We start from the raw sequence: 14,669 nt of genomic DNA, 5'->3' as shown, positions 1-14,669 counted from the left end.
GCCCGGCTGAGGCTCCGGCCCAGGTCGGGGCCGGTGGGGCCGTGGGGCGGGGGCGCACCCGACCGTTCTCACGATGTGTGACGGCGTGCACATAGGGCAGCATTGACCCGATGTCAGGGGCGGAGGTTCCACGCATGTCGCCACGGATCCACCTGCCGAGCGGGTGGGTGACCTTCGTGTTCACCGACATCGAGGGTTCGACGCGGTTGGCCCAGCTGCTCGGCACGAACTACCCGCCGGTGCTGGCCGAGCACCGCCGGCTGCTGCGCCGGACGCTGGCCGCCACCGGCGGCGCCGAGCTGCTGACCGAGGGGGACTCCTTCTTCCTCGCCTTCCCCGACGCCTCCGCCGCGCTGACCGCCTGCCTGACCGGTCAGCGGGCGCTGGCCGACCACGACTGGCCGACCCCGGACGCCGCCCCCCGGGTGCGGATGGGCCTGCACACCGGCTGGGCGGAGCCGCGCGACGGCGAGTACGCCAGTCCCGAGGTGCACCGGGCGGCCCGGGTCGCGGCGGCCGCCCACGGTGGCCAGGTGCTCTGTTCGGCGGCCACCGCGCGGCACGCCGACCCGTTGCCCGCCGGGGCGTCCCTGCTGGACCTGGGGCTGCACCGGCTGCGCGGCTTCGACGACCGGGAACGACTGTTCCAACTGGTCGCGCCCGGCCTGGAGCGGCAGTTCCCGCGTCCGCGTACGGCCGACGCGGTGGCGCACAACCTGCCCACCCAGGTCACCTCGTTCGTCGGGCGGCAGACCGAGCGGGTCGAGCTGCGGGCGCTTGTCGAGATGCACCGGCTGGTGACCGTGCTCGGCGCGGGCGGCACCGGGAAGACCCGGCTCGCCGTGGAGCTCGCCTCCAGCGTGGTCGAGGCGTACCCGGACGGGGTGTGGTTCGTCGACGTCGCCACGGTGACCGATCCCGGCCTGGTGGCGTTCGCGGTGGCCGCCGTGCTCGGGCTGCGTCCGGAGCCGGGGCGGCCGATGGTGGACACCCTGGTCGAGTACGCCGCCGCCCGCCGGATGCTGATCCTGCTGGACACCTGCGACGCCCAGCCGGCCGCCTCCGGTGAGGTGATCTCCCGGCTGCTGGCCGGCGGCCGGGGCGTGCGGGTGCTCGCCACCACCCGGGAGTCGTTCGGGCTGCCCGGTGAGGTGGTGTGGCGGATCCCGCCGCTGGCGGTCGAGCCCGGGCCCGGTGGCCGGGAGAGCGACGCGGTGGCGCTGCTGCTGGACCGCACGTCCGCCGCCCGGGGTGGTCGCCGGCCGGACCAGGCCGAGCAGGCCGACCTGCGCCGGGTGGTACGCCGGCTGGACGGGGTGCCGCTCGCCATCGAGCTGGCCGCCGCGCGGCTGCGGGTGCTCTCGGTGGGTCAGCTCGCCGCCCGCCTCGACGACGTGCTCGGCACCCTGGACGCCGGCCGGGACACGCCGGAGCCGCCGCCGGCGGAGAACGGGTACACCGGTAACCAGCAGGACACCGTCGACCTGGCCGCCGCCGCGGTGGGCACCACGCCACCCACGCCGGCGCACCGGGCGGTGCAGCGTTCGGCCACCGAACGGCACCTCACCATGCAGGCCACGGTCACCTGGTCGTACCGGACACTCGGGCCGCGCGCGTCCCGGCTGCTGCGCTGGATGGCGGTCTTCGCCGGCCCGGTCGAGCTGTCCACCGTGGAGTGGCTGCTCGGCGAGGACCCGCTCGACGCGCTCTCCGTCCTGGTCGACAAGTCGATGGTGCTGGCCGAGCCGCGCGCCTCGGGCAGCACCTACCGGATGCTCGACCCGATCCGGGCGTACGCCGGCCGCCGGCTGGCCGAGGCCGGTGAGGAGCAGGCGGCTCGGGAGAGGCACGTCGCCTGGTCCACCCACGCGCTGGAACGCGCCCACCTGGGCCCGGACGGTCGCCCGGTGACGCTGTCGCTGTACGCGCTGGACCCGCTCGCCGACGAGCTGCGGGCGGCGCTGCGCTGGTGCGCGACCGGGGGCAGCGCCCGGGCCGGGCTGCGGCTGGCCGGCGGGCTGGACCACTGGTGGCGGGAGCGCGGGCTGGCCCGGGAGGGGCGGCTGTGGTTGTTCCGGCTCTACGGCCGGATCGCCGAGAACGGCGAGGAGATCCCGGAGGCCGAGCTGGCGGCGGCGTACCACATGCACTCGTTGCACGCCGGGGCCGACGGGGAGTTCGCCGAGGAGCTGCGCTTCTCCCAACGCGCGGAGGCGGCCGCCCGCCAGGCCGGCGACAGAGGTCTGCTGGCCCGGGTGCTGGCCGGCCGGGCCGCCCCCCTGATCGACCTGGGGCAGCTGGCCGAGGCCGAGCGGGTCTGCCGGGAGGTCATCGACTGGGCGGCCGAGCAGGACGTCCACTCCGACGCCCTGTTCGCCGTGTTCAACCTGGCCGAGCTGCTCTGGCGGCGGGGCGCCCTGGACGAGGCGGCGGAGCTGCTCGGCGCGGCCCGGCCGGTGGAGGCGGCCCGCCCGGTGGAGCGGGGACGCCGCTCGGTGGACATGCTGCTCGGCATGGTGGCGCTGGCCCGGGGTGACCTGGTGGCGGCGCACGAGCACCTGGCGGTGGCGCTGCGGTCGCGGATGAGCCACGGCTACCACGGGCGGGCCTGCGACACGGTCGACGCGATCGCGGTCCGGTGCGTGGCGAGCGGTGACCTGCTGACCGCCGCCCGGCTCTTCGGCGCCGCCCAGGCGGTCCGGGCGAGCATGCGTTCCACCCCGGGGCTGTACGGCGCGTACTGGTCGGCGCGGCAGGCGGAGCTGCGCCGGATGCTCGGCGACGCGGCCTTCGACGCGGCGTACGCCGAGGGCGGTGAGCTGGGCCTGGAGGAGGCCGCGGCGCTGGCCCTGGCGGTCGAGCACCCCGACCTCGCGGTCACCTCCGGCCGCTTCGCGGTCACCCGCCCCTTCCCCCGCCAACCCACCCCCCACCCCACCCCCCGCCCCGCCGAACACGCCTGACCCCGCCCACCCCACCCCGCCCACCCCACCCCGGCGACCCCCACCCCGGCGGCCTCCGCCGTTGATCATGAGTTAGCGGCAGTAGAAGAGATCGAATTCGCTGCTAACTCCATGATCAACGGGCGCTGCCGGCGGGGGAGGTGGGTGGGCGGTCAGGGGGTGGGGAGGAGGCGGGCGGCGCGGTCGAGGTCGGACTGGCGGACGGCGGCGGTCGAGCCGAAGACGTTGACCGCCTCGTAGTAGGTCCAGGCCAGGCTGTAGCAGGCGGGGCGGACCACGTAGCTGTACGTGGCGCAGACCCGCTTCAGGTCGGCGTAGAAGGCGCTGTCCAGCCGGGACTTGTTGGCGGAGAACAGGCCCATCGCCTTGTAGTTCCGGTAGCCGAAGTCGTGCCGGTGGCAGGAGAGGCTGAACCGGAAGCCGAGCGGGTTGTCCGGGCTGGACGAGCAGTAGTCGGTCGACCAGTCGAAGGCGTACGCGGACCAGGCGGCCTTGTCGAGCCGGCCGGCGTTCCAGGCGTTGTAGCTGCTGGCGCTGGTCTGGGTCCAGCTGGCCAGGACGCTGAGCTTCTGTTCGGTGCTGACCGCGGCGGCGGCGGGGGAGGCGAGCACCAGCGCGGTGAGCAGGGCGACGGCGGTGGTGGCGACGGTGGTGGCGAGACGTCTGGACACGGTTACCTCCGCATGGGGGAGCGGGCCGAGATGTTGACCAGTTTCGATCAGCGCATCGACCCTGAGCTGCGGAGAGTGCGAAGTATTGGTGACATCCGTCGAAACGGACCTTTGCTCGGAGAGACGGCGACGCCCGGGACTCGGATCCGAGTCCCGGGCGTCGGGTCGAGCTGACCTGCTTACCTCACGAAGCGCGCCGGGCTGGCCGGTCCCTCGTTCCAGACCCGGTCCAGCGCCGTCACGTGGTACGTGTACGCCGTTCCGGCCTCGGCCGTGGTGTCCACCCAGGACTGCACGTCCCCGGCGGTGCCCCGGACCGTGGCCACCAGGTTGGACGCGTCGGCCAGGTCGCAGGCGTCGGCGCGGCCGGCCCCGTCGAGCCGGTAGATCGCGTACGAGGTGGCGGTGCCGAACGGGCCGGCGCCGTCGGCGGGCTGCCGCCAGCTCAGCCGTACCCCGTCGTCCTGCCGCTGCACGTCGGTGATCACCGGGGCGAGCAGGGGCGCGGACGGCAGGTGCGGCATCGCCGGCACCAGCGCCGGGCGGGAGTAGTGCTCGGTGGCGTAGATGTCGGTGGCCCCGAGTCGGTTCGCCCGCACCTGCACGGCGGAGAAGTGCACGTTGCCGAGCACCTCCGGGTACGACCGGTTGAGCGTCAGGTGGTTCGACAGCTCGTTCGGGTTCATCCAGTACGGCCCGTACGCCGGCTCACCGCTCTTGTAGTCGGCCTGGCCGATGTAGAGCTGCACCCGGGTGCCGCGCACCGTCTCCGCCCACCACGGCACCAGTCGGGCGTAGTCGGCCGCCGGGTACTGGCCGATGTACCAGTACAGCTGCGGCACCACGTAGTCGATCCACTCGTTCTTGACCCAGGTGCGGGTGTCGGCGGAGATGATGTCGTACGACTGGGAGCCGGTGGTGTCCGAGCCGTTCGGGTCGGCCGACTTGTTGCGCCAGATGCCGAACGGGCTGACCCCGAACTTCACCCACGGCTTGGCCGACTTGATCTTGCTGTTCATCTCCTGGACCAGCAGGTTGATGTTGTCCCGCCGCCAGTCGGCCTTGTTGGTGAAGCCGCGGTTGAACTCGGCGAAGGTGGCGTCGTCCGGCACCTGCCAGCTGCCGCTGGGGTACGGGTAGAAGTAGTCGTCGAAGTGCACGCCGTCGATGTCGTACCGGCTGACCGCGTCCATCATCGCGGTCTGGACGAACTCGCGGACGGCGGGGATGCCGGGGTTGTAGTAGAGCCGGCTGCCGGCCACCCCGGCCGGCGGGTACGCGAAGACCCAGTCCGGGTGCTGCCGTGCCGGGTGGTTAGGGGCCAGCTTCGAGATGTCCGCGCCGGCGCCGCCCGGGGCCGGCATGGAGACCCGGTACGGGTTGAACCAGGCGTGGAACTCCAGGTTCCGCTTGTGCGACTCGGCGACCAGGAAGGCCAGCGGGTCCCAGCCCGGGTCCTGCCCGCGCACCCCGGTCAGGTACTCCGACCACGGCTCGTACGCCGACGGCCAGAACGCGTCGGCGGTGGGGCGGACCTGCACGACGACGGCGTTGTGGTTGAGCTTCTGCGCCAGGTCGAGCCAGCCCCGGTATTCCGCCTGCTGGGCGGCGATCCGGTCGGGCGCGGTCTGGGACGCCTTGGTCGGCCAGTCGATGTTCACCACCGACGAGATCCACATGGCCCGGAACTGACGCTTCGGGGTGGCCGGGTCGGTGACGCAGGTGGCGGTCTGCGGCGCCGCCTCGGGTGCGGCGCTGGCGGGGGCGACGGCGACCAGCGCGCCGAGCAGTGCCGCGGCCAGCCCGGCGGTGGCGAGCCGAGATGCCTTCATGCGGTGGATCCCTTCGTCGGGCTGCCGGTGGAGGTGCGGCCTGCGGGCACAATTCGCCGCCAACAATCGACCGCTGGTAGGAAAGTTTCACACCTGGCGTGCTCCGCGCAAGGGTCCGCCAGGATTCGGCCCCGATCGATCCTGGGGGCGAGGCCACATCGCGTCAGGTGATCCGCTCCACACGCCGGGTGATGGCCGGATTGGCCGGGAAGTAACGATTGGCGAGGGTGCGTGCTGGGTAGCATCGCCCCGCGCTGGCCGCCGTCCGGGCGGCCACGGGGAGGGGTGATCGCGGTGTCCGTGCTGCGTACCAAGCCGATCAAGGACGTGATAGCCCAGGGAAACGCAGACGGCAGCGACGGCGGGCCCGGTCTGAAGCGTCGCCTCGGCGCGCTGGACCTGACCGGCTTCGGCATCGGCATCGTGATCGGTACCGGCATCTTCACGCTGACCGGTATCGAGGCCAAGAACCACGCCGGTCCGGGCGTGGTGATCTCCTTCGCGATCGCCGGCGTGGTCGCCCTGCTCGCCGCGCTCTGCTACGCCGAGCTGGCCTCCAGCGTGCCGACCGCCGGCAGCGCCTACACCTACGCGTACGCCACGATGGGCGAGATCGTCGCCTGGATCATCGGCTGGGACCTGCTGCTGGAGTTCGCCCTCGGTGCGGCCGTGGTCGCCCGCGGCTGGTCCGGCTACCTCGGGGAACTCCTCGGCCTGCCCACCACCTGGTTCGGCGAGGCGGGCAGCATCGTCAACATCGGCGCGATCGCGATCGTGCTGATCCTCGGCGTGGTCGCCATCGTCGGCGTCCGCGAGTCCGCCCGGGTCACCAACCTGCTGGTCCTGGTCAAGGTGGCCATCTGCGTCTTCATCGTGGTGGCCGGCCTGTTCTTCGTGAAGGCAGCCAACCTCAGCCCGTTCATCCCGGCCACCGAGCCGGCCTCGGGCGGCGAGGACGGCATCCGGCAACCGGTCACCCAGGCGATCTTCGGGATGGAGCCCTCCGTCTTCGGCTTCGCCGGCGTACTCACCGCAGCCGCGGTGGTCTTCTTCGCGTACACCGGCTTCGAGGCGGTGGCCAACATGGGCGAGGAGACGAAGAAGCCGAAGCGGGACCTGCCGCTGGGCCTGCTCGGCACGCTGCTCATCTCGACCGTGCTGTACATCGGTGTCTCGCTGGTCGTGGTCGGCATGGTGCCGTACGCCGAGATCGACGAGGGCGCCCCGATCGCCTCGGCCTTCAAGTCCGCCGGCGCCGGCTGGGCCGCCATCCTGGTCTCCATCGCCGCCGTCGCCGGCCTGACCAGCGTCATCCTGGTCGACCTGGTGGCCATGGGCCGGATCGGCTTCGCCATCGCCCGGGACGGGCTGATCCCGCCGTCGATCGCCAAGGTGCACCCGCGCTGGGGCACCCCGTACCGGATCTCCGCGATCATGACCGTGGCGGTCGCGCTGCTCGCCGGCTTCCTGCCGCTCTCCGCGCTGGCCGACCTGGTCAGCATCGGCGCGCTCTGCGCGTTCGTGCTGGTCTCGCTGGCGGTGCCGATCCTGCGGCGCAAGCGCCCCGACCTGGAGCGCTCGTTCCGGGTGCCGTTCTCCCCGGTGCTGCCGATCATCTCCGCCCTGGCCTGCTTCTACCTGATGCTGAACCTCTCCGTGGAGACCTGGATCCGGTTCCTGGTCTGGATGGTGCTCGGCGCGCTGATCTACTTCGGCTACGGCCACCGGAAGAACCGGCTGGCCCGCCGCGAGCACGGCGAGCAGGTGCCCACCCAGCGAACCCCGGCCTGACGAATTACCCACGCGACGCCGGGCGGCACCATCGCCCGGCGTCGCGTCGCGTCCGCCACCCACCTGGGAGTACGCCGCGTCCGCCCGTCCCGCCCGTCCCGCCCGGCTGCCCGCGTGTCTCCGGCGAAGGTCACGTGCCTGCTGGGCTGGCAATCCGATCGTCACGGAGGGCGACCGGCCCGCCCGCCTCCAACAGGTCAGTCCCCCGCCTTTGCTCTGCTGCACCCCACGCAACAGACACCTTCGGTGACGTCCGCGTCGGCATCCCCGGTCGAGGCTCGATGGGAAGAACGCAGCTCAGCCCAGGTGTTGCGTGGAGCGCAGCAGAGCAAAGGCGGGGAATGGACTCTTGTCACCCATCGCCGCGGTCACGGAACGTCACGGAGGGCTGGCTGTCGTTGCCTGTCACGCACGGTGGTGCCGTGGTGCGATGGGTGGCGGGTTGCGTGGCCGGCGCGCGGCGAAGGGTCAGGGCCGCGGTTGCGGCCCGCCCGTGGGGCCCTTGACCACCGGCTTGCCGTCGGTCCAGACCACCTCGTCCAGCCAGACCTGGCGGCCCGGGTCCGTGGCGCCCTCCTGGCCGGGCGGCCAGGCGTGGTAGACCAGCCAGGTCCGCCCGTCGGACTCCGCCATCGAGGCGTGGCCGGGTCCGGAGGCCACCTCGTTGGTACGCAGGATCGGGTTCTCCGGCGCCTTGCGGCACGGCCCCTCCGGGCCGTCGCAGACCGCGTAGCCCTCGGCGTACGTCTCCTTGTCGTAGGCGTTGGCGGCGAAGAAGAGGAACAACTTCCCGTCCCGCCGGTGGAAGAACGGCCCCTCGATCAGGGTGCCCTCCCACGGCTCGGTCTGCTTCAGCAGCTTCGTCGGCTCGCCGACCAGGGTCAGCCCGTCCGGGGAGAGCCGCTGCGACCAGAGCCAGGTGTCCACCCCGATGGCGTTGCCGTCGTTCTTCCACAGCAGCCAGAGCGTGCCGTCGGTGTCCCGGAAGGGGCTGGCGTCGATCGCGCCGCCCAGCTCCGCCTGGCAGATGAACGGCTCGGTCGAATCGTCCCGGTACGGGCCCTGCGGCTCGCTCGCCACCGCCCGGCCCACGCACTGCCGGCCGGAGTCGCGGCCGGCGACGGTGTAGTAGAGCACGAACCGGTCCGGCGCGAGCTGGATCGCCTCCGGCGCCCAGGTCTTGCCCGGGTCCGCCCACCCGGGCAGCTCGGGCAGCGCCTCCTCGGGCTCGGACCAGTCGACCAGGTCGGCGGAGCGCCGCACCGGCACGTTCCGGCCGCCGGCGTTGGTGTGGAACATCCACCAGGCGTCCCCGGCCCGGGTGACGAACGGGTCGGGGGCGTCGGCGCGGACCACGGGGTTGGTGAACATGTTCGGGTCGCTCCGCGTACTCGATGGGGTGGGGGCGGCGTCCTCGCCGCAGCCGGCGACGAGCAGTGCGACGGCGAGGACCGCCGCCGCACCACGTCGCCGGAGTCTGTCGGCCGTCATCCCTTCAGGCCGCTGCGGGACACGCCCTGGATGATGTGCCGCTGGGCCGCCACGAAGAGGATCAGCACCGGCACGCTGGCCAGCACCGCGCCCGCCATGATCACCGGATAGTCGGTGACGTAGGCGCCCTGGAGCAGGCCCAGGCCCGGCGGCAGGGTCAGCCGCTCGGGGCTGAACAGCACGTAGATCGGCCAGAGGAAGTCGTTCCAGTTGGTCAGGAACGACAGCACCGCGAGGGTGGCCAGGGCCGGCTTGGAGAGCGGCAGCAGCACCTTCGAGAAGATCTGCCAGTGGTTCGCCCCGTCCAGCACCGCCGCCTCCTCCAGCTCGGCGGGGATGGAGAGGAAGAACTGGCGCAGGAAGAACACCCCGAACGCGCTGGCCGCGCCGGGCACGACCACCACGGTCAGGGTGTCCAGCCAGTTCAGCCGGTCGGCGATCACGAAGTTCGGGATGATCAGCGAGGTCGGCGGGATGAACAGCGTGCCCACGATCAGCGCGAAGCCCACGCCCCGGCCGCGGAACCGCAGCCGGGCCAGCGCGTACGCGGCCATCGAGGCGGTCGCCAGCACCAGCAGCGCGTGCAGCGTGGCGGCCAGCATGCTGTTGAGGAACCAGCGCAGCACCGGGTTCGCGGTGTTGCCGAGGATCTGCTCGTAGCCGTAGGTGGAGAACGGCTTCGGCACGAAGGTCGGCGGGATCTTCTGTGCCTCGCCGTAGGTCTTCACCGAGGTGATGACCATCCAGACCAGCGGGGTCAGGAAGATCAGGGCCAGCAGCACCAGCAGCCCGTAGCGCGCGGAACGGCGGAGAGTCGTCATCGTCGGCCCCTCAGTCTTCCCGGTACCGGAAGAACCGGAAGTTGATCAGGCTGATCACGGTGAGCGCCAGCGCGAAGACGATGCTCATCGCGGCGGCCCGCCCGGCGTCGTTGTCCCGCAGCCCCTCGTCGACGATCCGCCAGACCACCGTCCTGGTCTCCTCGCCGGGCGCACCCTGCGTGATCAGGAAGGACTGGCCGAAGACGTTCGCCGAGGCGAGGATCGTGGTGGTCAGCACGAAGAGCAGCACCGGGCGCAGCCCCGGGATGGTGACGTTGCGGAACCGCTGCCAGGCGTTCGCGCCGTCCATCCGCGACGCCTCGTACAGCTCGGGCGAGATGTCCTGGAGACCGGCCAGGTAGATCACCGCGTTGAAGCCGGAGGTCCACCACACCGTCACCCCGACCAGCGACACCCAGGCCCACGGCACGTCGGTCACCCACGGGGTGTCCGAGGGCAGCCCCACCGCGCCGAGCAGCCGGTTGACCAAGCCCAGGTTGGCATCCAGCAGGAAGCGCCAGAGCAGGCCGATCACCGCCACCCCGAGGACGTACGGGGCGAAGTACACGGCCCGGAAGAACGTCCGGCCGGGGAACGACTTGTTGAGCAGCAGCGCCAGCCCGAGCGGGATGGCCACCAGCAGCGGCACCGAGAAGACGGTGAAGATCGCGGTGGCCTTCACGCTCGACCACCAGTCGCCGTAGATCGCCGACTCGCTGTCGAACAGGTCCTTGTAGTTGTCCAGCCCGACGAAGGGCCGGTTGGGCAGTTGCAGGTCCCACTGGTGCACGCTCAGCCAGACCCCGAAGAGGATCGGCAGCAGGCCGAAGGTGAGGAAGAGCAGCAGGTACGGCGCGAGGAAGAGGTACGGGGTCGCGCGGCTGCCCCGCTCCGTCACGCCCCGGCGGCCCTTCCCGCCCGCCGGGGGCGGCGCGTCCCTGCGCGCCGCCCCGACCTCGATCACATCCGCCATGGGGAATCAGTTCCCGTACTTCTTGCGGTTGTCCTCGAGCTGCTTGTTGGCCTTGGCGACCCCGTCGTCCAGTGCCTGCTTCGGCGACTTCTTGTTCAGCGCCGCCTCGTTGAAGGAGTTGTAGAAGGTCAGCAGCACCTCGCCGAGGCCCGGGGCGGCCGGCGGGAAGGCCGCGTACTCCAGCTCCGGGGCCAGCGTGGAGACGTTCGGGATGGCCTTGAACTCGGCGCTCTCGCGGACCTCCTTGCGGGCCGGGATCTGGCCGCCCTTCGCCCAGTCCAGCGAGTGCTCGCTCAGCCAGTTGATGAAGACCTTCGCGCCGGCGATCTTGTTGTCGTCGGCCCCGCGCTGCTTCACGATGGTGAAGTTGTGCGAGTTCGCCCAGACGGCCTTCTGGCTGCCGATCTGCGGCACCTCGGCGACGCCGATCTGCGCGGCCGGGTCCTTGGCGATGTCGTTGATCTGCCAGATGCCGTTGAAGTTGAACGCGTTCTTGCCGGCCTTCAGCGCCAGGTAGTCGGCGTCCTGGCCGACGTTCGCGGGGGAGTAGCCCTGCTTGATCATGTCGACCAGCCAGGTGCAGGCCTCGACCGCCGGGTCGGAGTTGAAGGTGGCCTTCTGGACCTGGTCGTCGAAGAGCGTGCCACCCCACTGGTGCAGCAGCGAGTAGAAGGTCATGCCGCCGGTGAACTGGAACGGGCTGACCCAGAAGCCCTGCACGCCGGCCTTCTTCAGCTCGGCCAGCGCGGCGGTGAACTCGTCGGAGTTCGTCGGGGGCTTGTCGATGCCGGCCTTCTGCATGACGGCCTTGTTGTAGTAGAAGCCCAGCGGGTGCATGTCCAGCGGGATGCCGTACCGCTTGTCGTTGTAGATGCCGCCCTTCCAGACGGTCGGGGCGAAGTCGCCCTCGTTGAGCTGCAACGCCTTGGCGACGTCGTCCAGCTCGGTGATCACGCCGCGGGCGGCGAAGGTGGCCAGCTGGTCCATGTGCATGACCGCGATGTCCGGGCCGTTACCGCTGGAGACCGCGCCGGGCAGCTTGCTGTAGTAGTCCTCCCACTGGTACGTGGTGACCGCCACCGCGATGTTCTCGTGCTCGCTGTTGAACTGCTGCACCAGCTTCTTGAAGATGTCGCCGTCACCGCCGGTGAAGCCGTTCCACAGCTTCAGGTCGACCTTCGGGCCGGTGTAGTCCTTGCCGCCGTTGCCCGCGGCGCTGCCACCCGACTTGGTGGCGCTGCCGCCGCCGCAGCCGGCCAGGGTCAGCGAGGCGGCCGCGCCGAGCCCGACGCCGAGCCCGAGCAGCCGCCGCCGGCTCATTTCGTTCTGGATCATGCGGATGTCTCCTTGGGGGACGGGTGAAGGATATTCCCTGGTCAGGGCCGGGTGCCGAAGCGCAGCACGTTCCAGGAGACCGCCGGCAGGCGTACGGAGCAGCGACCGCCGTCGGGGGTGGGGGTGGGCAGTGCCCGGGGCGTCACCCGGTCGGGTTCGGCCTCGGTGTTGGTCGCCTCCGGGTCGTCCCCGGCGGCGACGGTGAGGTGTTCCACGCCGCGCAGGCCGGGCAGCCCGCGCAGGTCCAGGTCGAGCGGGAGGTCGTCCTCGCTCCGGTTCACCGCGAACACGACGAACTCGCCGTTCTCCTCGTCGTGCAGCGCGACGGTGTCCAACACCGGCACGTCGCCGTACCGCCTGGTCTCGTAACGGGGGGAGACCGGCTCGGTACGCAGCACGGTGCCGCGGGCGTACCGGGCGGTGAGGGCGAACGGGTGGAAGATGCTCTGCCGCCAGGCCGGCCCGCCGTTGCGGGTACGGATCGGGGCGATCACGTTCGCCAGTTGCGCCTGGCAGGCCACCCCGACCCGGTCGGCGTGCCGGAGCAGGGTGATCAGCAGGTCGCCGACGACCACCGCGTCGACCGCGGTGAAGTCGTCCTCGATCAGGGCGGGCGCCTCCACCCAGCCACGCCGGTCCAGGTCGGCCTTGAGGCGTGACTCGTACCAGACGTTCCACTCGTCGAAGGAGATCTTGAGCTTGCGCTTCTGGCGCAGCCTGGCGGCCACGTGGTCGGCGGTGGCCACCACGTCGTTGATGAAGCCGTCCATGTCGATCGCGGAGGCGAGGATGCTGGCCCGGTCGCCGTCGGACGGGTCGTAGTAGGTGTGGGCGGAGATGTAGTCGACGTGCTCGTAGGTGTGTTCCAGGACGGTCGCCTCCCAGGAGGCGAAGGTGGGCATCCGGCTGTTGGAGCTGCCGCAGGCCACCAGGCTGATCGACGGGTCGATCAGCTTCATCGCCCGGGCGGTCTCGGCGGCGAGCCGGCCGTACTCGTCGGCGGTCTTGTGCCCGACCTGCCACGGCCCGTCCAGCTCGTTGCCGAGGCACCAGAGCTTCACGCCGTACGGGTCCTCGGCGCCGTGCTTGCGGCGCAGGTCCGACAGCTGGGTGCCGCCCGGGTGGTTGGCGTATTCCAGCAGGTCGCAGGCCTCCTGGACGCCCCGGGTGCCGAGGTTGACGGCCATCATGGTCTCGACGCCGGCCTGGTCGGCCCAGGTCATGAACTCGTCGAGGCCGAACGCGTTGGTCTCGATGGTCTTCCAGGCCAGGTCGAGCCGGCGGGGCCGGTCGCCGACCGGACCGACGCCGTCCTCCCAGCGGTAACCGGAGACGAAGTTGCCGCCCGGGTAGCGCACCACGGAGACGCCCAGCTCGCGGGCCAGGTCGAGGACGTCGCGGCGTAGGCCGAGCGGGTCGGCGGTGGCGTGGCCGGGCTCGTAGACCCCGCCGTAGACGCAGCGCCCCATGTGCTCGACGAAGGAACCGAAGAGCCGTCGGTCGGCGGGGCCGATCGCGAAGGCCGGGTCGATGGTCAGCTGCGCGCCGTGCAAGGGGGTACCGCCTTTCCTCACCTGTGCCGGGTGACTGCCGTCACCCGTACTCCAGGCTTTCTACAACGTTGTAAGCAACGTTGTAAAGGCTCTGTTACACGATAGAGTCCTGAGCGGTAACCCGCAGGGGAGGACGAGGTCGTGCGACACAGGCTGAAGGACGTGGCCGAACGGGCCGGAGTCTCGGTCAAGACCGTCTCCAACGTGGTCAACGGCTACCTGCACGTGAAGCCGGACACCCGCGCGCGGGTCGAGGAGGCCATCGCCGAGCTGAACTACCGGCCCAACCTCTCGGCACGCAACCTACGCAAGGGGCGTACCGGGGTGATCGCCCTGGCCGTGCCGGAACTGGACATCCCGTACTTCGCCGAGCTGGCCCGGCACGTCGTGGCCGCCGCCGCCGACCACGGCTGGACGGTGCTCATCGACCAGACCGGCGGTCGGCGGGAGCAGGAGCGCGTCGCCGCCGCCGGGATCGGCGACCACATGATCGACGGGTTGATCTTCAGCCCGCTGGCGCTCACCGCCGACGACCTCGCCGGCCTGGACGGGCTGCCCACGGTGCTGCTCGGCGAGCGGGTCGACCACGGCCCGGCCGATCACGTGGCGATCGACAACGTCACCGCCGCCCGGGAGATGACCGCCCACCTGATCGGGCTCGGCCGCCGCCGGATCGCCGCCATCGGCGCCCAGCGCACCCCCGAGGGGGCCAGCGCCCGGCTCCGCCTCGCCGGCTACACCACCGCACTGGCCGAGGCCGGCATCGACTACGACGAGCGGCTGGTGGCGCCCGCGTCGGTCTGGCACCGCGCGGACGGCGCCGCCGCGATGCGCCAGCTCCTGGCCTCCGGCGTACGCCCCGACGCCGTCTTCTGCTTCAACGACACCCTGGCCCTCGGCGCGCTACGGGCCCTGCACGAGGCCGGCCTGAAGGTGCCCGACGACGTGGCGGTCGCCGGCTTCGACGACATCGAGGACGGCCGGTTCAGCGTCCCCACCCTCACCACCGTCTCCCCCGACAAGGAACAGATCGCCCGCCTCGCCGTCGAACTCCTCGCCGGCCGCCTCGCCACCGACCGCGAAGCTCCCCCCAGGGAACTGACCGCCCCCCACCACCTGACCCCCAGAGAATCCACCCACCCCTAACCCCACCCCACCCCACCCCGCGCTCCAACCCGCTCCACCCGGTTGATCATGAAGTTAGCGCCACTCCCGCCGGCGTGTCGTGCCGCTAACTTC

General features: G+C 71.5%; 10 protein-coding genes. 3 read left to right on the top strand and 7 right to left on the bottom strand.

Annotation, left to right across the window (positions count from 1 at the left end; genetic code table 11):
* Positions 1-134 precede the first annotated feature (134 nt).
* On the top strand, positions 135-2,963 hold the full coding sequence (locus GA0074704_RS28555) for an ATP-binding protein (protein ID WP_088973335.1): 2,829 nt from the start codon (positions 135-137) through the stop codon (positions 2,961-2,963).
* A 152-nt stretch (positions 2,964-3,115) separates the two neighbouring features.
* Here GA0074704_RS28555 and GA0074704_RS28550 read toward each other — a convergent pair whose 3' ends face one another.
* Positions 3,116-3,634: a phospholipase gene (locus tag GA0074704_RS28550; protein WP_088973334.1), complete on the bottom strand. Its 519-nt coding sequence runs from the start codon at positions 3,632-3,634 to the stop codon at positions 3,116-3,118.
* A gap of 179 nt (positions 3,635-3,813) precedes the next feature.
* Positions 3,814-5,466, bottom strand: a complete 1,653-nt coding sequence (locus tag GA0074704_RS28545; protein ID WP_088973333.1) for a glycoside hydrolase family 10 protein — start codon at positions 5,464-5,466, stop codon at positions 3,814-3,816.
* Between the two features lie 294 nt (positions 5,467-5,760).
* Here GA0074704_RS28545 and GA0074704_RS28540 point away from each other — a divergent pair, with 294 nt between their 5' ends.
* Complete coding sequence (locus GA0074704_RS28540) at positions 5,761-7,257, top strand: amino acid permease (protein ID WP_088974042.1); 1,497 nt, start codon at positions 5,761-5,763, stop codon at positions 7,255-7,257.
* Positions 7,258-7,725: 468 nt separating this feature from the next.
* On the opposite strand, the gene GA0074704_RS28535 is transcribed toward GA0074704_RS28540, so the two are convergent.
* From GA0074704_RS28535 to arfA, 5 genes are read right to left on the bottom strand one after another with little or no spacing between them, the layout of a single operon-like run.
* Positions 7,726-8,748, bottom strand: coding sequence for a glycoside hydrolase family 43 protein (locus tag GA0074704_RS28535; RefSeq protein ID WP_088973332.1), 1,023 nt, complete (start codon positions 8,746-8,748; stop codon positions 7,726-7,728).
* Positions 8,745-9,569, bottom strand: a complete 825-nt coding sequence (locus GA0074704_RS28530; RefSeq protein ID WP_088973331.1) for a carbohydrate ABC transporter permease — start codon at positions 9,567-9,569, stop codon at positions 8,745-8,747. Before GA0074704_RS28530 ends, GA0074704_RS28535 begins: the two co-directional genes overlap by 4 nt.
* 10 nt (positions 9,570-9,579) lie before the next feature.
* Positions 9,580-10,542: a carbohydrate ABC transporter permease gene (locus GA0074704_RS28525; protein ID WP_088973330.1), complete on the bottom strand. Its 963-nt coding sequence runs from the start codon at positions 10,540-10,542 to the stop codon at positions 9,580-9,582.
* 6 nt (positions 10,543-10,548) lie between these two features.
* Positions 10,549-11,877 (bottom strand): ABC transporter substrate-binding protein, encoded by a 1,329-nt coding sequence (locus tag GA0074704_RS28520; protein WP_088973329.1) that lies wholly within the window; start codon positions 11,875-11,877, stop codon positions 10,549-10,551.
* A gap of 41 nt (positions 11,878-11,918) precedes the next feature.
* On the bottom strand, positions 11,919-13,430 hold the full coding sequence (gene arfA / locus GA0074704_RS28515) for an arabinosylfuranosidase ArfA (protein ID WP_088973328.1): 1,512 nt from the start codon (positions 13,428-13,430) through the stop codon (positions 11,919-11,921).
* A gap of 141 nt (positions 13,431-13,571) precedes the next feature.
* Between arfA and GA0074704_RS28510 the strand changes: the two genes are divergently transcribed.
* Entirely contained in the window at positions 13,572-14,576 is a 1,005-nt protein-coding gene (locus GA0074704_RS28510; protein ID WP_088973327.1) for a LacI family DNA-binding transcriptional regulator, read from the top strand.
* Positions 14,577-14,669: the final 93 nt, after the last annotated feature.

Source organism: Micromonospora siamensis, assembly GCF_900090305.1.
Lineage (GTDB): Bacteria > Actinomycetota > Actinomycetes > Mycobacteriales > Micromonosporaceae > Micromonospora > Micromonospora siamensis.
This window is presented reverse-complemented; position numbering and strand designations above follow the sequence as displayed.